Here is a 20,384-nt window from a genome sequence, read left to right as displayed (position 1 = left end):
TGCAGCGACAATGATAGAAGTTTACAGTTTACCCATAATAACTCCAGTCGCAGGCGTTAGCCTAGCTTATCTGGGGCATGGATTGTCGATCGAGCTTCTGATTAATTCAATAAACTCGATCGCACAGCGTTTTGTTTTTCCCCTGTACGCGCGCCGGAGCATAAGATTTAGGGCATTTGTGGAGCCGGAGCGATCGATCGAACAGTGTTTTTTGCCTAAAAATTAGCGAACGGAACAGCATTATCTAATTCAATAGTTTGGGTAAGATTTCACACCGTCGCGCCTCATGAATTGCCCATACTTGACAGCAGCCATTGGAAACATCTAAGATTAGCACTATAACCCGATCGCAACATAATTTTCTTGGCTCCGGTTACTGCTATAATTGCAGGTTTAATCCAGCCTCAATAATCAGATTTGTTGCTCGCTCATTTTCATGATTCGCGGTTTGCTGACAGCGGTGCATTTTTCATCAATCCGACTAAAGCCAAGATAGCTCGTAAGGTCGCCCTTTGAGTGGCGTTACATAACAAATACCTAAATCCCAACCCAAATTAACTGCCGTCAAGTTCAACACAACAATGACACACTTTCCACTTATAGAATACGAGCAACTTACAGATCCTAAAGCCAAAGCAGTGTACGAAGAAATATTGACAGACTTGGGGTTTGGCATCGTCCCCAACCTGTTCAAGTCAATGGCAATCAACCCTGACATATTAGAAGCAAATTGGAAAAAATTCCGGGGAACCATCCTGCAAGGAGACTTACCCCGCACGCTTAAAGAAATGGTCGGCGTCGCTATTTCCCAATCAAATAATAGCGAGTACGCTCTCCAAGTTCACCTGCACGGATTGTCAGCGTTGGGGATGAGCGAAGAAATCCTGCGAACCCTAGTTTCTGACTTTGCCAACTGCCCTTTGCCAAAACGTGATAAAGCCGTAATTACCTTTGGCTTGCTTGCTGCTACTAAACCCCTGGAAGTGACAGAAACTCATTACCAAAACCTGCGGGATTTAGGGCTAGATGATTCTGAAATATTTGAGATTATTGCAACAGCCGACCTGTTTAGCTTTGTCAACCGATATACGGATTCAATAGCCCTCGAAATAGATGCTTTGTAATCTATATTGTATACCCCTATTATGGGCGATCGGCTAGAAGATCAAGATCGAGAAGAGCTTCTGTTGACAGCCCGCCATTTGTTAGCAGAAGCTCAAGCGCTTTCCATCCGCATTTCCGCCGTCAATGAAATTGCCACTGCCATTAACCGCACCCTCGATCTGGGCCAAATTTTGCGGGTAGTAGGTAAGCAAGCCAAATGGCTGCTGGACTTTGAACACTGTAGCGTTTGCCTGCACAGCACTAATGCTTGCATGACTTTATTTGGCCCGCATATCCCTGTAGATATTTCAGCCCTGACAGAGGGCGGCCCTATTAAGAAAGCTTTCACAACACGTCAACCTCAATTAATTCAACAAGCGGATGCTAGTGCTATTTTATCCCCCTACGCTTCGCAGATTATCCTTCCTTTGGAAAGCGAAGGTAAGGTTTTAGGAACAATAAATTTTGCCACAACTAAGCCGGGGGCTTACACTCAAGAAGACTTGCGGATTGGCTATCTTTTGGCTTTGCAACTATCTTCAGCTATCCGAAATGCTGAACGCTTTAAAGAGATAAATAGCCTGTATTCCGAACTCGATGCCGAAAAGCACAAATCTGACCAGCTACTGTTGAATGTGCTGCCGCTTGAAATTGCCGAGGAACTCAAAAATAACGGCAAAGTGGAACCACTTTATTATGATAGCGTATCGGTTTTATTTACTGACTTTAAAGGCTTTACTCAGTTATCTGAAAACATGACGCCGCGAGAGTTAGTTGACGAACTAGACTATTGTTTTTCTTATTTCGATCGCGTGATGGATAAATACTCTATGGAAAAATTGAAAACTATTGGCGACAGCTATATGTGTGCGGCGGGAATTCCTACGCCTCGCCCAACACACGCCTTTGACGCTGTACTTGCTGCCATAGAAATTCGACAGTTCATGGATTTGCGGAAATTGCAGAAAGCTCAACACAATATTCCTTATTGGGATATCCGCATTGGCATTCATTCAGGCCCAATACTTGCTGGGGTAATTGGCAATAAAAAGTTTTCCTATGATGTCTGGGGAGATACAGTTAATACTGCATCTCGGATGGAATCTTCCGGCATACCTGGAAATATCAATATCTCTCAGGAAACGTTTGAATTAGTTAGAGATTTTTTTGAATGCGAATACCGAGGCAAAATTTATGCTAAAAATAAAGGCGACTTGGATATGTATTTGGTTCACCATCTTAAATGAATTTGGGAATGGCTAATTGCTAAGCTGTTGGGCATTTAAAAGAGGATAGTAGGGTGCGGAGCGTACATAAGTATTTCCCATATCCCGCCAGTGTTCTAGCTGACGCACCCTACCTCTATCGTTATTGGTTTAAATGTGTAACAGCTTAAGGGAGGATGGCTAAGCGAGCAGTTATTCTATTTTAGATTTTAGATTTTGGATTTTAGATTTTAGAAGGGGGAATTACTGATTATTAGCACGGTTTGGATCGCTGGCCTACAGTTGCAGTTTTTTTAACGGGTGTTAGATATTGAAATAAAACTCAACTATGAACTGAGAATATATCGCTCGAAGTTTTTTCTCAGGGGAGCGGTATTGTATCGCAGTGCCCCCAAGCTATATTAAAATGATCGAGTTGTAGATTTTAAATTTTAATTATTTATGCGTATTTGGCAAGCTGATTTTTACCGCCGCCCTCTCCAAGACGAAACTGGCAAACCACTGTGGGAACTCTTAATTTGCGACTCGGAAGGCAGTTTTCAATTTAGCGCTGTTTGCCGCCAGGGGGACGCAAATTCTAATTGGCTAGCCTCGCAGTTGCAGCAGCAAGCTCAAACCCAAAATTTGCCGGACTTAATTCAAGTATTTAGACCTCAGTCTCTGGGCTTAATTGAGGCTGCAGGCAAAGTTTTGGGTGTCAAGGTGGAAGCGACTCGGCGCACTGCGGCTCTGAAATTGCTGCTGCAACAACGTGCCAAAGAATATTCGAGTATGCCTAATTATACAGGTGAAACTTACAGTGCGATCGCCCTCGACTCGCCGCCCCCCGTACCCTTACCCGAAAACCTCTGGGGCGATGGCTGGCGTTTTGCTTCCCTACCCGCCGGCGACATTGAAGAGGCTTTTCAAGGGCGCCCCCTGCCAATCTTGGAAATGCCAGAATTGCTGTTACCGCTGAATTTGGGCTTGGCCTCAACAGTACCCGTACCGGGAGTGGTGATTGACGGCGGACGCCAGTCTATGCGGTTGGCTAGATGGCTTCAGGATGCCAAACCTTTCGCTTTGAATTATATCGCTGGAGAACCAGACGGATTGATATTGGAAGCTGGGTTAGTAGATAGGTGGGTTGTGGCTACTTTTGAAGATAGCGAGGTGAAAGCGGCGGCCCAAATTTACCAACAGCGCAAGCAATTAAGTCAAGGATTACATTTTTTATTAGTGCAGCCCGATGATAGCGGCATGACTTATACAGGCTTTTGGCTGTTGAATTTTGATCGATAAGACGTAATATCAATTCCGGTTGCACGAGCGAAATGATTGTTGACTGTTGACTGCTGACTGTAGAAGGAGGGGTCGAAAAACTGAATGGTTGAATGTTAACTGTTGACTCGATTTTATTAATTCCGATGCAACCGGAAACGATATAAATAATATTATTTGTGATGTCGATCAATTGCTCGCGAAAAATAGTAAAACGGCGCCCAAACGCAGTTCCAGCAGATACAGACTCAGACACAAATTTTAAAACACCTTCTTGATCTCGCAAGAGATAGTGCTGCAAATTTATTCTACAACTAAAATCAATCCGTTTTGGATGCCCTGACACACTCGGTTGATGTGACACTGGTCTTTTTCGTTAAGACCTTTCTGGGCTAGCATTGCTGACTTCAGCAGTCGTCTATCAAGGGGGGTAATCTGGCGAAAAGCAAAGATGCGCTCGACGATCGCCTCGATCGAGATTTTGGGGAGGTTAGCAGAGCTGACTGTCATGGTCTTAACACGCTAAAAATAAGTAACAGAACTATGTACCTTTATTTTTAAAGATTTTGTGAAGCTACTTTGTGATTAAGATCACATATATTTTGTGACAAAATAGTGTATGGCGGGTGACTTTTGTCACGAAATCTTCAATTATCTTTACGCCAACTTAACGATGGCCCGATAGAATCACTCTTGTAAAACTCAAGCAGAGGGTAAAAATGGCACAAGCAAAAATCGGAATTATCGGAGGCAGCGGTTTGTATAAAATGGAGGCCCTCAAGGATATTGAAGAGGTGAAAATTGATACACCTTTTGGAGCGCCATCGGATGCCGCAATTGTGGGAACATTGGACGGTACGCCGGTAGCATTTCTGGCTAGACACGGCCGCAACCACACTTTTTTGCCCTCCGAAGTGCCTTACCGAGCAAATATTTATGCCATGAAGAGTTTGGGAGTTGAGTATTTAATCTCAGCGTCGGCGGTTGGTTCCCTGAAAGCTGAGGCGAAACCTTTAGATATGGTAGTGCCGGATCAGTTTATCGATCGCACAAAAAATCGAGTTTCTACCTTTTTTGGAGAAGGAATAGTCGGTCACATCACATTCGGCGATCCGGTTTGCGGCGAATTGGCTAAAGTATTGGCAAGTGCGATCGAATCCTTGAACCTCCCCGACGTTAACCTCCACCGGGGCGGCACTTACGTCTGCATGGAAGGCCCCGCATTTTCCACAAAAGCAGAATCAAACCTTTACCGCAGTTGGGATGCCACAGTCATCGGGATGACAAATTTGCCGGAAGCAAAATTAGCCAGAGAAGCAGAAATTGCCTACGCAACTTTAGCATTAGTCACAGACTACGACTGCTGGCATACCGAACACGACAGCGTAACAGTAGAAATGGTAATAGCCAATTTGCACCGCAATGCAGAGAATGCTCAAAAAGTCATTCAAGAAACAGTCCGTAGACTAACAGAAAATCCCCCCGTTTCTGATGCACATTCAGCTTTGAAATATGCAATTCTGACTCGGCTGGATCAAGTGCCGGCCGCCACTAAGGAGAAAATGGGTTTGTTGTTGCAGAAATATTTGTAGGGCATGGGGCATGGGGCATGGGCCCCATCGCCTAAAAGCATGGGGCATTCAATCTAATTGAGTAAGATTAGCCTATGCGCTAGACAACTAACCGATCGCCAGATTCTGGTAGTAAAAATTAGTAAAGTATATTACAATAAATAGAGCGATTATTCAAGGAGCCTAAACAATGAGTAACTCTGATACTAAATGGTCTGCTGATGGTACAAACATTCCTAATATTGAACCTCATACTAAAACTAAGCATTTATTAATAGAGCAATATGTTACTGATTTGATTTATACGCTTTATGGAACAGGGAAACGTGGTGTCACAAATTTTACTATTGTTGATGGTTTTTCTGGAGGAGGTATTTACAACGATCGAGAATCACATAATATTTGGCATGGTTCACCTATTCGATTAATTAATGCCGTTAGAAAAGGTTATTTAAAATCACAAAGGACTTATCCTTTAAATGTAAAATTTATTTTTATAGAAAGAAATAAAGAGCATTTAAAATGTCTTAAAAATGTTGGTATGTCCCAAGCAGAATTTGGACAGTTATCGGATGAAGAACCACATACTTTTACAACTGAATTTCCCAAAGGAATAGGTGAACGAATAGAACAGTGTGAATTTATTAGTGATGAATTTGAAAACAAGGTTAATTATTGCGTTTTTCAAGCTGAACAAAGAAAAGGTCATTCTTTATTTTTTCTCGATCCTTATGGATGGTCTGATGTATCTATGGAAAGTTTTAGAACAATAAATCGTCTTAATAAGTCAGAAATTATTTATACATTCATGATTAATTTTATTAAAAGATTTATTTATGACCCAAAGTGGACAGGGAGAACAACTTTTGAACAAATACTGGAAACAGATGGTTATTTTGATATTAATCATTTTCAAACTTTAGATACATTTGGAGAGCAAGCAGGATTTAGAAATGAATTGATCAGATTGTTTCGAGATAAAGGTAATGCAAAAAAAATCATTACATTTGCTATGATGCCTAGAAATGAGGAGAGAGTTCTATATTATTTAATTCATATTTGTAGCCATCTTAGAGCATTAGAAGTAATGAAAGATGGAAGTTGGAATTTCAATAATTTAGATTATCAATATCATTATGATATTTATGGTTATGGGTTTAAAACAGCAGCTTATTATGAAGAACATCAGCTTGATATAAAGTTAGATATTAACCAAGATAGTGAAACAGCTTGTATTAATAAACTTAGCAAAGATATTGATTATTTAATAAATAACAATCCTGATGGTATTTTGTTTAAAACTCTTTGTGCACAAACAATGGAACTTAATCCTGCTACCAGAAAACATTATTGCAAATATCTTCAACTTTTACAAGATGCAAAAGAAATAGAAATTGTTAGGAAGGGTAAAAGAATCAAAATTACAGACAAGACAAAATTAGAAAATTCTGATATAATCAGAAGATCACATCAACAAACATTATTTGCTCTAAGACCTTTTATCCAAAGGTAACTAATTATGATTACTGGAACAGAAACAATAGTCAATCCACTCCAAAAAAGTGCTTTAAATAAAAAAAGTCTATGTGACTATGTTGTTAACATAGCATCTGGCTGTCTACATGGGTGTACATTTTGTTATGTTCCTTCGACTCCAAGTATTAGAACACAACAAAAAAGATTACATCAAAAAGGAGTAGATAATCCTCAATTAGATTGGGGAAAATATCTTTTTATTAGAGAGGAAATTCCTGAAAAATTAGAAAAAGTTTTGACTAGAAAAAGAAAATGGGAAAACACACCTTCAGGTAAAGGAGTTGTTTTGCTTTGTTCGGGAACCGATCCTTATCAAAATAAACAAATAGCAGAAATTACTCGTGAAACAATAAAAATTTTAATTAAACATAATAAAAAAGTTAGAATTTTAACTCGTGGTTTATTGTGGCAAAAGGATTTAGATATTCTCGTTAATCCTAATATTACATTAGGTATGAGTATTCCTTGTATTAATGATGAATTACTCAAAAAAATTGAACCACAAGCACCTTTATCTTCCGATAGATATAAAGCCTTAGAAAAGGCATATCAGGCTAATTGTCGTTTATATGTAGCAATGGCTCCCACTCCACCTATGATGACTTTAGATGACTTTAGATTTAATTTAGATAAATTTATGCAAATTAATCCAGAATTAATATTTTGGGAACCCATTAATGCCAGAGGCTCAAATGGTCAAAGAATGTTAGCAGCAGGTTTAGATTTTGCCAAGTCAATTATGACTAAAAAATCTTGGGCTGAAACTTTTATGAGACAATGGGGATTTATTGAAACAGCAGCAACAGAACTACAATGTTTAGAAAAAATACATATTTGGCCAGATCCATCCTTAAAAGGTTTTGTCAATGAAGAAAAAATTAATCATTGGCTATATAAGCCAACTATAGAAAAATGGAATTAGTCCTACTAGAATGGGCTAAAGCTCAACTACTAGAACCAGAAACCGGGTTTCTCAGACAACTTTGGCATCCAAAAAAATATTTTTATATAGAAACCCGGTTTCTTAATTAGGGCTTGCTGAATAAGTTAGGAAAAATCGCGCTCGCTCCGCCAGCCGTAGCCATCGCACTTGATGGGTGATTCAAGCTCGGCGAAACATAACTTTTGGTTGACTATAACTTACCCAGTTATAGTTTTTGATAATGATTGACCCGTAAACAGGGGTGATTTTCGGTTTGTGACATAAAAACACACAAAAAACCCGTCTTAACCAGGTAGAAAGGTTAATTACTAAAAAAGTAATAGCAATGGCTGTTTCAGAAGTATTATCAAGTTTTGTCATCACCCGATTCAGGCTAAATCTTCTTTTTCCTTGTCCAAATTTGCCCTCAATCGCATTTCTAATTCTCTCATCTTCTGAGGCTTGTTTCTTTGTTTCCTTACTGACATTTGCTGGTGGCCTTCCTAAAGGGGGGCCACTAATTCTAATTCCTCTTTCTTTACACCAAGCTCGGTTTTCTCTTGTTCGATAAATGCGATCCGCATGCACTGATTCTGGGTAGTATCCTGTGTAACTTTTAAATGCTTCTACTTGTGCTTTTAAGTCTCCTGATTCGTTAAAGTTATCCCAACTTATCCGGTCTAAAAATACATATCCTTCAATGCAACTCGCTGACAGTTTGGCTCCAAACTCTACGGGTTTCCCTGCTTTTCCTCTGACAATAGGACGGATGTGCGGTTGGCTTAAACTTACTATTCTGTCCTCTATGCTCTGTTTCTTATTTTCAAATAACCAGAGTTGTTGCCGATATACTTCTGTGAGGACTAGCAAGGTCTTATACTGCTTTTGGCTCAGACTTTGTAGGGTGGCACCTGACTCGATTAGTTGTTCAATATGAGCGAGGTTTCTTTTGATATATTGCAGTTGTTTTTTAATTGCTTGGATTTTTTTGTTTCGTTTAGGTCGTCGTTGTTTGGCTACTGCTAAATAGTTTTTTCTGGCAATATTACGGTAGGTTCTGGGTTTTTTATGAATTTTTGGTTTGAGAGAATTATAGAGAATGTCGATGGTTTTTTCTGTGTGAACTCTGGCTCGGTTTAATAGTCCTAAGTCCGTCGGATAGCTAATGTCTCCTGGAACACAGGTCGCATCTACGATTAATTTTCCTTGATTTGGTGACTCATTTTTTACCTCCGAATCCTTTTTTTTTCCGGGTGGCTTTGAGGTGGCTTCTCGTATTTTATTGACCATTCCTTCATTGACTTTCTTGATTAAATTCCCACTAATCCGCTGCCGAAAGTGGACTAATAGTGATGGGTCAAATGGGGGCTCATTACTGTAGGTTAATTGACCGATAAAGTATTGCAGGTATGGGTTTTCTCGGATCTGTTCTACTGTTTCTATGTCGCTGATTCCCAGCTTTTCTTTAATAATTAATGCCCCTAATGCCATCCTAAATGATTTGGCGGGTGCTCCCATTTCGGTGGGGAAATTTTCAGCATATTCTGATTCAAACTCTGACCAAGGGATTAGTTGCGCCATTTTCACCCAACGGTTATCTTCTGACAATCTTCCTTCAAAGGGGAGTTCAAAGTCGGATGGGGGGCTTGGGGCAAGCTCAGCTTTTCTATACACGCTCGCAGGTGATGATGCACGGGTTTTGAGTTATTATACCTGTTTTTCTTGCACCCTTACTACTTTTTTGGTCGGAAAATCCCTACACTGTTTACTTTTCTCACTGATTCAGCAAGCCCTATATAGTTAAACCTTTTGATTTAAATGAGTTACTAGCGCGGGTTCGGGCATTGCTGCGGCGAGGAAATGTTGAACGTTTGCCCCTCTTAGAATGGGGCCAATTGCAATTAGACCCTAGTGCGTGCAAAGTTAGATATAATGGACAGCCATTTCACCTCAGTTCAAAGGAATATAGCCTGTTAGAGCTTTTTTTACGTCATCAAGAGCGGATTTTCAGTCAGGGAACGTTGATTGAGCAGCTTTGGGCACTAGAAGATATTCCAACCGAAAATGCGATTCGAGCGCACATCAAAGGGTTAAGAAAAAAACTTAAGGAAGTTGGAGTTGGGGACTGCATTGAAACTGTCTACGGCTTGGGATATCGGTTGAAAGAAGCACAAATAGGGAAAGGAGCAGGATATCAGGAAAACGAGAAAGAAACAGAAAGTAAAGAGAGCTACTCTGAACAACCCACCTCTAACCAACCAACGCATAAGGAAGCTCTCTCAGAAATCAGTGAATTTTGGGAACAATATCGGGCACAATACTGCGAGCGCCTCTGTGTAATTGAACAAGCAATTTCTGCTCTACACACCAAAAATCTAATCGAAGACCTACGACAGCAGGCGCAACGGGAAGCCCATACCCTCAAAGGCTCATTGGGGTTGTTTGGTTTAGAGCGTGGATCTGAGCTATCTCATGAGATTGAGCAGCTTCTTAAGGCTGTAGACAATCTAAATCAGGAGCAGAAAGCGCATTTGGCTGAGTTGACACTGAGTTTACGACAGGTGTTAGAGCAACCTTTATCAAAGACAAACTCATTGGTTGAAGTACCAAATCAACACCGTTGCTCTCAGGAAGCTGTATTGTCAAGGCAATGGCGATTATTGATTGTGGATGATGATGCGGTGCTGGCACAACAGCTTGCCAAAACAGCAAGCGACTGGAATATGGAGGCAGAACTAGCAACTAATCTCGCCCAAGCTAGAAGCTTAATTGCCCAAAAGCTGCCTGATATTGTTTTGTTGGATTTAACATTTTCCGATTTAACAGAAGATGGTTTTGGGCTACTGACAGAACTAGCAACCTATCAGCCACAGCTACCAGTGATAGTATTTACGGCACAAGAAAGCTTTGCTGAGCGCATCAAAGTTGCTCGCTTGGGCGGAAAAGGCTTCTTGCACAAGCCCATTGCACCAACCAAAGTAATGGAGATGATAAGGACTACGCTTATGCAAGCCACTGCTCAAATTCTACAGCCTGCGTATGCAACAGATGCTCAATTGCTGATTGTAGACGACGATGCCCAACTGTTAAACATTCTGCGTGTCCTTTTGCAACCTTGGGGTTTTCAGGTTGCCTTACTGAACGATCCTCAGCAATTTTGGAGCACTTTAGAGGAAGTGAAACCAGATTTGCTGATGCTGGATATCGAAATGCCAGAAATTAGTGGTCTTGACCTCTGTCAGGTGATTCGCAACGATCTGCGTTGGGGAGACTTACCGATTCTAATGCTCTCTGCCCATACTGATGATGAAACGATACAACGGGTGTTTATAGCCGGGGCAGATGATTATGTTAGCAAACCTGTTCGAGCAGCAGAATTGGTAGCGCGAGTGATACGTCGATTAGAGCATGCAAAGGTATTAAAAAAACTACGGGGTTTGGAGGATTAATCACCCATGTTCAGACGAGCGCAGTTTCGGATAAATCTCTATGCTGTTGCAGTGTTGTCGGTTTTTGTGGCGACTGTTTTAACGCAGTTACTCAATCCACTGCTATCATCTGTTTCTTTTGCTCTATTTTATGCTGCTACAGCTATCAGTGCCTGGTATGGTGGCATGAAGCCAGGATTATTTGCAACCATTCTTTCCATCTTATCAATCAGCTACTTCTTTCTACCTCCGGTTCACTCGTTTGCAATTGCTGAACCAGGCAATTTTATGCGATTGAGTCTGTCTACATTCGTTGCTTTTGTTATTAGTTACCTCATTTCAGAGCTAAGGAATGCAGGACAGCAGATTAAGCGACTGAGCGATCACCGTTTAAAAGAAAGCAAAGAACAACTGCGACTCGCCATGCACGCTGCCGGCATGGGAATGTGGAACTGGAATTTGCTAACGGGGGAGATCGTCTGGAGTTCAGAACATGAGCAGTTATTTGGGTTGGCTACTGGTACATTTGATGGCCGTTATGAGACATTTGATGCTCGTTTACATTCAGGTGATCGGGAAGGACTGAATCAAGCAGTCCAAACGGCAATTCAAGAACACAGTATGTACAAATATGAATACCGCATCCTATGGGCAGACGGTAGCGCCCACTGGATTGAGGGTAGAGGACTCGCCTTTTATGATGAAAGTGGCAAGCCTGTCCGAATGGCTGGAACGGTAATGAACATTGACGAGCGTAAACGAACAGAAGCTGCTTTAATGCAAAGCGAGCAAAAGTTTCGTGCCATTTTTGAAGCAGAACCCGAATGCGTCAAAGTCATCACAGTAGACGGTATTTTGCAAAATATGAATCCTGCCGGCTTAAGGATGCTTGAAGCAGATAATTTAGAGCAGGTATTCGGACAGTGCGTTTGTCGGCTAATTGAACCCACACAACAGCAGGCTTTTTTGGAATTTACCCGAAAGACAGCACAAGGAGGATCAGGCACGTTCGAGTTTGAAATTGTTGGATTTAAGGGCACTCGTCGCTGGCTAGAGTCTCATGCGGCTCCATTGCTATTTGAAGATAAAGCAGCCCCGTATATTCTAGCAGTGACGCGAGACATTACCGAACGAAAACGGGCAGAGGCAGAAATCAGGCAGCTTAACGCAGAACTAGAGCAACGAGTAATAGAACGAACAATTGAATGGCAACACAGTAACAGTTTGCTAAATAGCTTTTTCTATGCGGCATCTTTAGCCGATATCGGCTTATGTATTCACGATCTAGAATTGAGATTTGTCCAAATCAACGAAGCCCTTGCAGCTATTAATGGCTATTCTGTAGAGGCACACCTTGGTAAGACAACAAAAGAGCTATTGCCAGAAATAGCTTCTACAGTTAATCCCCTTTTACAGCAAGTTCTGACAACAGGACAGCCCATTCTCAATTTAGAAATTTCAGCCAACGTGCCGAGTCAACCTGGAGCCATTCGGTACTGGTTAGCTTCCTACTTTCCAATTCTGAAAAATAACAGCAATGTCGAAGGGGTTGGGGTGATTGTAATCGAGATTACTGCTCGCAAGCAGGCAGAGGTAGCGCTGCAAGTTTCTCAAACAAGGCTGGCAGGTATTTTAGACATTGCTAGCGATGCGATCATTTCAGTCGATGCTAATCAATGTATAACCCTGTTTAACCAAGGTGCAGAAAAGATATTTGGCTATAGTGCTGATGAAGTGTTAGGACAACAGCTCAATATATTGCTACCAAATCGGTTTGCAGCGGCACACTATCAGGATGTCAACAATTTTGGGGAGTCTGTTGGTACGGCGCGGCGGATGGGAGAACGAAGTGAAATATTTGCTCGCCGCAAAGATGGAACAGAGTTTCCAGCCGAAGCTTCGATTTCTAAGTTTGACATTGGGGACGAGCGAATTTTTACTGCCTTTCTGCGCGATATTACCGAACGCAGACAATCTGAAGCTATCTTGCGAGAATCCGATCGGCGGTGGCGTTCCCTATTGGATAATGTGCAATTGATTGTTGTAGGCTTAGACCAAAAAGGAGAGGTGGAGTATATTAATCCCTTTTTTCTACAACTGACCGACTATACAGCAGAAGAAGTGCTAGGCAAATATTGGTTCGAGCATTTTCTTCCACAAAGTCAAAAAGCTCCAGTACAGGCTTCCTTCCAAGAAATATTGGAAAAAGAGTTTTACCCTCACTACCAAAACCCGATTGTGACTAAGTTGGGTGAGGAACGCATTATTGCCTGGAGTAATACGTTATTGCGAAATGCGGAAGGCCGGCCCATCGGTACTATTAGCATTGGTGAAGATATCACGGAGCGCTACAAACTAGAGCAGATGAAAGCCGAGTTTGTTTCAATCGTCAGTCACGAACTGCGTACCCCCTTGACTTCTATTAGTGGTGCACTGGAATTGCTATCAACAGGATTAATTCAACCGGCATCCGAACGGGGGCAAGAAACACTACAAATTGCTGCAACAGAGGCAGATCGTCTCATCCGCCTCGTTAACGATATTTTAGACTTAGAACGCTTGGAGTCCGGTAAAATCCGTTTAGAGTATCAACCTTGGGATTTGGCAGAATTGATACGTCGGGCAGTAGATTTCATGCAGTTAGCAGCTAATCAGGCAGGCATTACTCTGTCTGTCGAGCCTTTGTCTGTCATTCTGGAAATTGATGGCGATCGCATTCTCCAGGTACTCACTAATCTGTTGAGTAACGCGATCAAGTTTTCGCCCAAGAGCAGCACAATTTGGCTTAGCGCCGAAATTTGCAACGCAGAGGAGGAGGCGAGCCAAGGAAGAAAACATCCCACCTCCCATGACTCGATGCCCCCATCGCCCTACATCCCACACCCCGCACCCTATGTCCTTATTAGCGTTCGCGATGAAGGACGGGGTATTCCCACAAATAAACTAGAGACTATCTTTGAGCGATTCCAGCAGGTAGATGCCTCAGATTCGCGCAAAAAAGGGGGTACTGGCTTAGGACTAGCAATCTGTCGCAGTATTGTGCAACAGCACGGTGGCAACATTTGGGCAGAAAGTATTCTAGATGAAGGAAGTTGCTTCCACTTTACGTTACCGTTAACAGCGCAACACTAAGAAAGCTATGCCAAAGCGGATTCTGCTAATTGACGACGAAGACGGAGCGCGAAGAATCATTCAGTTTAGTCTGGAAGCGGCGGCTGGTTGGGAAGTATTGACGGCGGCTTCTGGCGCTGAGGGATTGAGCATTGCTGCAAAAGAACTACCCGACGCGATTTTACTAGATGTGATGATGCCCGATCTCGATGGCCCTGCTACCTTTAAGCAATTGCAGGAAAATCTGACGACGAGATCGATTCCGGTGATTATGCTCACCGCAAAGGCAAGCCCAACAGAACACCAGCCACTTGCCCAGTTAGGCATTGCAGGTATCATTACCAAACCGTTCAAAATACCCGCTTTGATTGCTCAAATCCGAAAAATTCTGAATTGGCAAGATTAAACACGGATTTTATCGACTAAGTAGGTAGGCGGGATTAAACCGAATAATGTAACAGTATGTAAATAGGCTTAAGTCAGCCAGTAGAGAGCATTTGGACATTTTACATCGTTTAAATAGTTGCGTTTTAAAGCGCCGACTTACTTATCACAAAATTTTCACACTTTCCATTTAGCTTGAAATTATCCACCTAATGAACCGTAAACCAACACTGGGTTGAGCGGTTGAACTGGGTCGGTGTTTTTGTTCACCAGTGTGGCAACAGTCCTATGGCTCAATTCTCTACCTCTAATGCAATCCCTCTCAACCCTAACCAGGCTCAACAAATTTCATTACCAGACTGTACGAGTTACACGAGAGCCGAGTGTTTAATTTATCCAAATTCTAACTCTAATGAAGGAGTTTTAAATGTGTCTAGAGATTTTGCAAATTATGAATCGTTTCAAGGAGTAGCTGTTGAAGTATTTAAAGCCAGGAGCCTAGATTCAATTCGCTCGCTCAAAAAGTTTCTGACGGCTTTACCCAGTCCTAGTTACATCAGAAGAGCGCTGCTACAAGCTATTTACCAGCTAGCAGACCAAGACCCAGAAACGTGCCGATGGCTTTTACAGCATCGCCATTATCTGGAACCCGAACTAAACCTAATGGAAGTTGCACAACAAGTTGTGACTGAGCAACTACAGAGCCAAGGGCTGACACTAAACCAAGATTTTAAGTTTACTTCAGACGAACAACTGGAGGCAACTGAGGCAATCAAGATGACACTGTTACAGGAAGTTTCAGCGGGGGAGCGTTTGTTACTTGAAGAAATTCTCTTTATGCGTTAGTCAATTTAGCTTAAGTAATTCTCTTTTAATGTTCGCTCTAACAACGAACGGGGGTTCGTATTGAAATTATTACCTCTTCAATTTTAGTTGTTAACTAATCCAAAAAACGTCTCCTCAAGTCTTTAGTGATTAACGGAGAATCAAATGCTAAATATCATACCGAAATCATTTCAAAAAGCTCACTCAAAACAGTTTAATCATCAAACTATGCAAGCAGATATTAACTTACACCCTCAAATGCTACAGCGTATAGCAGAGCTTGAGCAAGCCTTGAAGTTTGAACTTATGCTGCGCCGTATCAGCGATAAGGTACGAGCCTCGCTAGATGAAAACTATATTTTGCAGGCTGCGGTGACCGAGCTGGCGCTGGAATTAGAGGCAGATTGCTTTGCAACATTAGCATTAAATATGGAGCAACAAACTTCCATTTCTCATCCCCCAACCCTAACCTCTATCCCGGATTGTCAAACTGGAATCATTTCACCAACCAGCAATCCAGAAATTGACCAGCCGCTTCGACAGGGAAGGTATGTTCACTTTTGCTCGAATACCAGTTCATTTCAGGAAAGATATACATTCTTTGCTTGCCCAATAGTAAATGGCAGTGAGAATCTAGCAAATTTATGGGTCATCCGAGATATCTCACGAACATTGGAAGATTATGAAATTTATCTGGTGCAACAGGTTGCAAACCAATGCGCGATCTCTATCCATCAGTCACGCCTCTACGAGTCAGCTCAAAAGCATGTGGAAGAGCTAAATCGGCTAAATGAAGTCAAGGAGGATTTTTTGATTAGGATGACTCACGATCTACGAGAACCCTTGTCTAATATGCAGCTATCCATTCATCTGCTAGAGCATCAGCTAACTGAAGGACATTTGCGATGTGGGCACATCTCACAACAAGATTTTGCTTGTTCCAAAACGTTTACTTATGTGAAAATTTTGCAGCTCGAATGTGAAGCAGAAATTAGGCTAATCAATGATTTGCGGGATTTACAGAAACTAGAAGCAGGGAAGCTGCCTTTAGATGTATGTGAAATTGATTTAGAAAATTGGCGAAAGGAGTTGGTTGAAACACTTGAAGAACGTATGCAGCAAAGGCAACTGATTCTGGAACTTCTTTTTCCTTCTAGTTTGCCTGCGCTAATATCTGAACCAGGTTACTTACACCACATTATGTCAGAAGTTTTACATAATGCATAAGTAGGTAGGCGAGATTAAATCGAATAATGTAACAGTATGTAAACAGCTTTAACCTAGCTAGTAGAGAGCATTTGGATATTTTACCATCGTTTACATAGTTGCGTTTTTTCGCGTCGGCTTACTTACATAGGACTTACGCACTGAAACGCAATCTCGTTGTTCTGAGCGCTGGTGGAGAAGCTGGAAGCCTCATTCTACCGTTGCTGATTTGGCTGAGTGCGTAAGTCCTGTTACAAATATACTCCTCCTTGTGAAAAAATTTCAGTCGCTGTTTTAACTGAATTAGAGCAGGTGCAAATTCGCATTAGTAATTCTGGTGTTGAAATTCCAACCGAAGAACTGCCACTTATCTTTGATAAATTCTATCGGGTTCGGAATGGCGATCGCTGGAAGCAAGGTGAAACTGGATTAGGGCTAGCACTGGTTAAAAACCTCGTGAAGTATTTAAAAGGCTCAATTCAGGTTGAAAGCAGAGCAATGCAGACTTGCTTCACCATTAACCTTCCGCTAAATTCAGCCGCTTATCTTAAGTTATGTTAAGTTTTGACTTAAGACTGTAACAGCTAGTTAATAATCACAAAATTTTCACATTCTCATCTTATTTTAATATTCATCCCAATAAAAGCAAACCAGAGCGCGGTGAATCAATGAAAAAATACTGATTGTAAACAATAATGAGTTCTTTCTGCCGGCCCTTTGGAATGTACTTGGAAGGCGGGGCAAAGCTGAGGTTACAAGCAGTGAAAACAGAGTAGTTGGTACACACTCATGTGGAGAGCTACAACTATATCTATTCTTTATTGTAATAACTCAAGAGTTTTGTAGGAATAACGTTGCTTGAAGCAAAGCTTTGTATTAGCTTACATTACTTCAATAAGACGAACGATTGGAGAGAAGTGCTTGGTAAAGCGCTTAATATTTACTTCTTACTCTTCAAATCGCTCTCACAAATCAATTGATTCAAATCGTTCTTTTAAATTGGGGAGTAATTATCATGTCTAGCTGCCCTTGCTGTTCTAATAAGCTTCTTCGCCAAGTTAACAGCAAAAGAAGTTATTTTTTCTGTAGAGTCTGTTGGCAAGAAATGCCTAATTTAAACGAACTAATGAGCATTAATAGAACTGCTTCCATAGTCTCGTCTAGCGTATACACAAATAAAATGGTAAAAGTCATTTCTAATTTTTGTTTAATTTAGAGTGGCTGTTTTCCCAAAATCTCTATTCATAAAAGAGTGTTTCTACTTTCTAAGTATGCCGCTAGTTAGTTGCTGAATTTAAAGAAATTTCTCAATAATCAGCGCCCCTACAGCCCTGAAAGATAGGACTAAATAATAGCTCTTCTCAAAGAGCTTTCTCAGGAGGATTGGTTTCAATGCATAGGAAGCTTTCTCTAAATAAGGCAATCAAGTTCCCTGGTTTATTCCCTGATAGGGGACTACAAGCATCGCTGACGTTTGGCGTACTGGCACTGGGATTGACTTTGACAGCTTCTGCTTGGCAGTATACGTCTCAATCTATTCGACAAACTGCTCGGCAAACGTTTGAGCGCCAAAGTACCCTAGTAAAAGATTTAATTGAAGAGCGTATGCAAGTCTATTTTGATGCCTTGCACGCGGGTCAAGGTCTGTTTGCCGCTAGTCAAAGCGTTAACCGAGCTGAGTGGAAAGCTTTCGTTGAAGCGCTAAAGTTACAACAGCGTTACCCTGGCATTAATGGTCTTGGATTTATTCGCTACGTTCCGGGCGAGCGAAAGATAATATATGAGCAGCAGGTCAGGCAGGATACCAGTATCAATCCTGATGGCTATCCCAACTTTGCCATCAAGCCTCCGGGAATTCGTTCAGCCTATTTTGTTATTGAGTATATTGAACCACTTCTACCAAATTATCCAGCTTTTGGGCTAGATGTCAGACATGAATCAAGACGACGTGAAGCGGCACAACGGGCACGTGATACCGGCGAGATAGCAGCAACCGCACGAATTGTCCTAGTGCAAGACCAAGAGAAAAAGCCAGGATTGCTCATCTTCCTGCCGCTCTATAAAAAAGGGATGCCTTCTACGTCAGTAGAAGAAAAACGCCGTGCTTTCGTTGGCTTTGTCTACGCCCCCTTAAAAACTGGGGATTTAATCCGAGAAGCGTTAGCTCACGAAACCAACATGAAGTTGGATTTAGAAATATACGAAAATCAAGAGTTGCTGTATGACGGAGATCCCAAGGTTTCTGCGATCGATCAAAAGCGAGATCCCTTGTATCGAAACATTCAAACCCTGGGTGTTGGTGGGCAACGCTGGGATTTGCATTTTGCGGCTAACCCTGACTTACTGAGTCAGTCACAGCGTTATTTACCAGTTCTGATCCTATCTGCTGGTTCGCTGATTAGCATATTACTAGCTACAATCATGTGGTCGCTCGTTTCGTCTCGCAGTCGTGCGCTTGCCCTGGCTAACCAAATTACGTCTGAGTTGCAACAGACTCACAGCTTCTTGCAAACAGTCATTGACCATCTACCAGTTGCGCTCTTCGTTAAAGACACTACAGCGGAGAGAGCGGATACTTTTAAGCTCTGGAACAAAACCAGCGAGTATCTATTTGGGCTGGCAGCTAAACAGACAATTGGGAAAACAGTGAATGATTGTTCTCTAGAAGAACAGGCAGGCTTTTTCAAGCAACAAGAGCGAGAAATTTTTGAGCGGGAAACGCTTGAGGATATTCCTGAAGAGCTTATTAATAGTCACAGCCGAGGCCAAAGAGTTCTCCATACAATCAAAGTGCCAATCTTTGATAAGAACAACAATGCTCAATATTTATTATGTATTTCTGAGGATATTACCGAGCGAAAACAAGCTGAAGAAGCGTTACAGAATACTCTGCGCGAATTAGAATTTCACAAATTGGCGCTAGACCAGTCAGCTATTGTTGCAGAAACTGACCATCGCGGAATTATTACTTACGCTAATGACAATTTCTGTGAAATCTCTAAATATAGTAGGGATGAGCTAATTGGGCAGACTCATCGGCTGATTAAATCTGACTACCATCCACCTTCATTCTTTAAGCAGCTCTGGTCAACAATCGCTAGTGGAAATGTGTGGCGTGGAGAAATAAAAAACCGAGCAAAAGACGGTTCATATTACTGGGTTGATACCACAATTGTTCCCTTTTTGGATAAGAATGGTAAAGCCTTCAAGTATCTAGCAATCCGCTTTGACATTACCCAAATCAAACAAACACAAACTGCTTTACAGGAAAGTGAGAAAAGATATCGTTCTGTTGTAGATAATCTCAAAGAAGTCATTTTCCAAACGGATGCGGTTGGGTTGTGGACATTTTTGAACCCTGCTTGGACAGAAATAACAGGCTTTACACTTGAGGAGAGTATCGGCACTAATTTTCTGAATTACGTTCATCCCGACGATCGTCAACATAACTTAGAACTGTTTGAGCCTCTTATCGAACGTCAGAAAGAATACTGCCGGCATGAAATTCGCTATCTGACTAAGAATGGTGATTTTCGCTGGATTGAAGTATTTGCACGCCTTGTTTTAAGTGAGGATCAAACGATTATTGGCACTGCCGGCACTTTAAACGACATCACAGAACGCAAGCAAGCAGAAGAGGAACTCAAAGAGAATGAAGCAGCCGTAAGAGCGCTTTATGAGGTAACAGCCGCTCGCAATCTTAGTTTTGAGGAGCGCATTGACAGGCTACTGGCGGGTGCATCTCAGTTTGGCAAATACATCAAATTGAAAGTTGACCGTTGAGATAAGCACAGCGAAGAGCAAGGATAGA

The 20,384-nt window shown here is 41.7% G+C and carries 16 protein-coding genes; 14 read left to right on the top strand and 2 right to left on the bottom strand.

Translation table 11 applies throughout. The features are described from left to right. Nucleotides 1-10 precede the first annotated feature (10 nt). From QT990_RS30395 to QT990_RS30380, 4 genes are all read left to right on the top strand, one after another. Nucleotides 11-226 (top strand): hypothetical protein, encoded by a 216-nt coding sequence (locus tag QT990_RS30395; protein ID WP_333143032.1) that lies wholly within the window; start codon nt 11-13, stop codon nt 224-226. Nucleotides 227-581: 355 nt separating this feature from the next. Continuing rightward, on the top strand, nt 582-1,124 hold the full coding sequence (locus QT990_RS30390; protein WP_333207313.1) for a carboxymuconolactone decarboxylase family protein: 543 nt from the start codon (nt 582-584) through the stop codon (nt 1,122-1,124). 6 nt (nt 1,125-1,130) lie between these two features. Further along, nucleotides 1,131-2,351 carry an adenylate/guanylate cyclase domain-containing protein gene (locus QT990_RS30385; protein ID WP_333466136.1) on the top strand — a complete coding sequence of 407 codons (1,221 nt, stop codon included), beginning with the start codon at nt 1,131-1,133 and terminating at the stop codon, nt 2,349-2,351. Nucleotides 2,352-2,771: 420 nt separating this feature from the next. Continuing rightward, a complete protein-coding gene (locus QT990_RS30380) occupies nt 2,772-3,611 on the top strand; it encodes a Tab2/Atab2 family RNA-binding protein (RefSeq protein ID WP_333466135.1) in 840 nt (279 codons plus the stop codon). Nucleotides 3,612-3,893: 282 nt separating this feature from the next. Here QT990_RS30380 and QT990_RS30375 read toward each other — a convergent pair whose 3' ends face one another. Continuing rightward, a complete protein-coding gene (locus QT990_RS30375) occupies nt 3,894-4,100 on the bottom strand; it encodes a hypothetical protein (RefSeq protein ID WP_015177188.1) in 207 nt (68 codons plus the stop codon). Between the two features lie 209 nt (nt 4,101-4,309). Here QT990_RS30375 and QT990_RS30370 point away from each other — a divergent pair, with 209 nt between their 5' ends. The 3 genes from QT990_RS30370 (at nt 4,310) to QT990_RS30360 (ending at nt 7,619) form a co-directional block, all read left to right on the top strand. Next, nucleotides 4,310-5,182, top strand: coding sequence for an S-methyl-5'-thioadenosine phosphorylase (locus QT990_RS30370; RefSeq protein WP_333240103.1), 873 nt, complete (start codon nt 4,310-4,312; stop codon nt 5,180-5,182). Nucleotides 5,183-5,351: 169 nt separating this feature from the next. After that, nucleotides 5,352-6,674, top strand: a complete 1,323-nt coding sequence (gene tcmP, locus QT990_RS30365; protein ID WP_333466134.1) for a three-Cys-motif partner protein TcmP — start codon at nt 5,352-5,354, stop codon at nt 6,672-6,674. Nucleotides 6,675-6,680: 6 nt separating this feature from the next. Next, nucleotides 6,681-7,619: a radical SAM protein gene (locus tag QT990_RS30360; protein ID WP_333466133.1), complete on the top strand. Its 939-nt coding sequence runs from the start codon at nt 6,681-6,683 to the stop codon at nt 7,617-7,619. Nucleotides 7,620-7,799: 180 nt separating this feature from the next. Here QT990_RS30360 and QT990_RS30355 read toward each other — a convergent pair whose 3' ends face one another. Then, nucleotides 7,800-9,293 carry an IS5 family transposase gene (locus QT990_RS30355; RefSeq protein WP_333466132.1) on the bottom strand — a complete coding sequence of 498 codons (1,494 nt, stop codon included), beginning with the start codon at nt 9,291-9,293 and terminating at the stop codon, nt 7,800-7,802. Between the two features lie 221 nt (nt 9,294-9,514). Between QT990_RS30355 and QT990_RS30350 the strand changes: the two genes are divergently transcribed. The 7 genes from QT990_RS30350 to QT990_RS30320 all read left to right on the top strand — a co-directional run bounded on the left by QT990_RS30350 (nt 9,515) and on the right by QT990_RS30320 (nt 20,356). Further along, nucleotides 9,515-11,068: a response regulator gene (locus QT990_RS30350; RefSeq protein WP_333466131.1), complete on the top strand. Its 1,554-nt coding sequence runs from the start codon at nt 9,515-9,517 to the stop codon at nt 11,066-11,068. Between the two features lie 6 nt (nt 11,069-11,074). After that, the gene (locus tag QT990_RS30345; RefSeq protein ID WP_333466130.1) at nt 11,075-14,179 is read left to right on the top strand and encodes a PAS domain S-box protein; all 3,105 of its coding nucleotides are present in this window, start codon (nt 11,075-11,077) and stop codon (nt 14,177-14,179) included. Between the two features lie 7 nt (nt 14,180-14,186). Then, on the top strand, nt 14,187-14,564 hold the full coding sequence (locus QT990_RS30340; protein WP_333466129.1) for a response regulator: 378 nt from the start codon (nt 14,187-14,189) through the stop codon (nt 14,562-14,564). Nucleotides 14,565-14,971: 407 nt separating this feature from the next. Then, nucleotides 14,972-15,388: a hypothetical protein gene (locus tag QT990_RS30335; RefSeq protein WP_333466128.1), complete on the top strand. Its 417-nt coding sequence runs from the start codon at nt 14,972-14,974 to the stop codon at nt 15,386-15,388. Between the two features lie 144 nt (nt 15,389-15,532). Then, nucleotides 15,533-16,594, top strand: a complete 1,062-nt coding sequence (locus QT990_RS30330) for a GAF domain-containing protein (protein ID WP_333466127.1) — start codon at nt 15,533-15,535, stop codon at nt 16,592-16,594. A gap of 216 nt (nt 16,595-16,810) precedes the next feature. Next, nucleotides 16,811-17,134 carry an ATP-binding protein gene (locus QT990_RS30325; protein WP_333466126.1) on the top strand — a complete coding sequence of 108 codons (324 nt, stop codon included), beginning with the start codon at nt 16,811-16,813 and terminating at the stop codon, nt 17,132-17,134. Between the two features lie 939 nt (nt 17,135-18,073). After that, entirely contained in the window at nt 18,074-20,356 is a 2,283-nt protein-coding gene (locus QT990_RS30320; protein WP_333466125.1) for a PAS domain S-box protein, read from the top strand. Nucleotides 20,357-20,384: the final 28 nt, after the last annotated feature.

This window comes from Microcoleus sp. T3_B1 (assembly GCF_036700445.1).
Classification (GTDB): Bacteria; Cyanobacteriota; Cyanobacteriia; order Cyanobacteriales; family Microcoleaceae; genus Microcoleus.
Note: the sequence above shows the minus strand (reverse complement) of the source record. Positions and strands in the feature narration are given on the sequence as shown.

What these genes read in the sequence shown, in the direction of transcription:
- QT990_RS30395 (WP_333143032.1), top strand. Translation starts at nt 11, where the DNA reads ATGATAGAAGTTTACAGTTTACCCATAATAACTCCAGTCGCAGGCGTT.
- QT990_RS30390 (WP_333207313.1), top strand. Translation starts at nt 582, where the DNA reads ATGACACACTTTCCACTTATAGAATACGAGCAACTTACAGATCCTAAA.
- QT990_RS30380 (WP_333466135.1), top strand. Translation starts at nt 2,772, where the DNA reads ATGCGTATTTGGCAAGCTGATTTTTACCGCCGCCCTCTCCAAGACGAA.
- QT990_RS30375 (WP_015177188.1), bottom strand. Translation starts at nt 4,100, where the DNA reads ATGACAGTCAGCTCTGCTAACCTCCCCAAAATCTCGATCGAGGCGATC.
- QT990_RS30370 (WP_333240103.1), top strand. Translation starts at nt 4,310, where the DNA reads ATGGCACAAGCAAAAATCGGAATTATCGGAGGCAGCGGTTTGTATAAA.
- tcmP (WP_333466134.1), top strand. Translation starts at nt 5,352, where the DNA reads ATGAGTAACTCTGATACTAAATGGTCTGCTGATGGTACAAACATTCCT.
- QT990_RS30360 (WP_333466133.1), top strand. Translation starts at nt 6,681, where the DNA reads ATGATTACTGGAACAGAAACAATAGTCAATCCACTCCAAAAAAGTGCT.
- QT990_RS30345 (WP_333466130.1), top strand. Translation starts at nt 11,075, where the DNA reads ATGTTCAGACGAGCGCAGTTTCGGATAAATCTCTATGCTGTTGCAGTG.
- QT990_RS30340 (WP_333466129.1), top strand. Translation starts at nt 14,187, where the DNA reads ATGCCAAAGCGGATTCTGCTAATTGACGACGAAGACGGAGCGCGAAGA.
- QT990_RS30330 (WP_333466127.1), top strand. Translation starts at nt 15,533, where the DNA reads ATGCTAAATATCATACCGAAATCATTTCAAAAAGCTCACTCAAAACAG.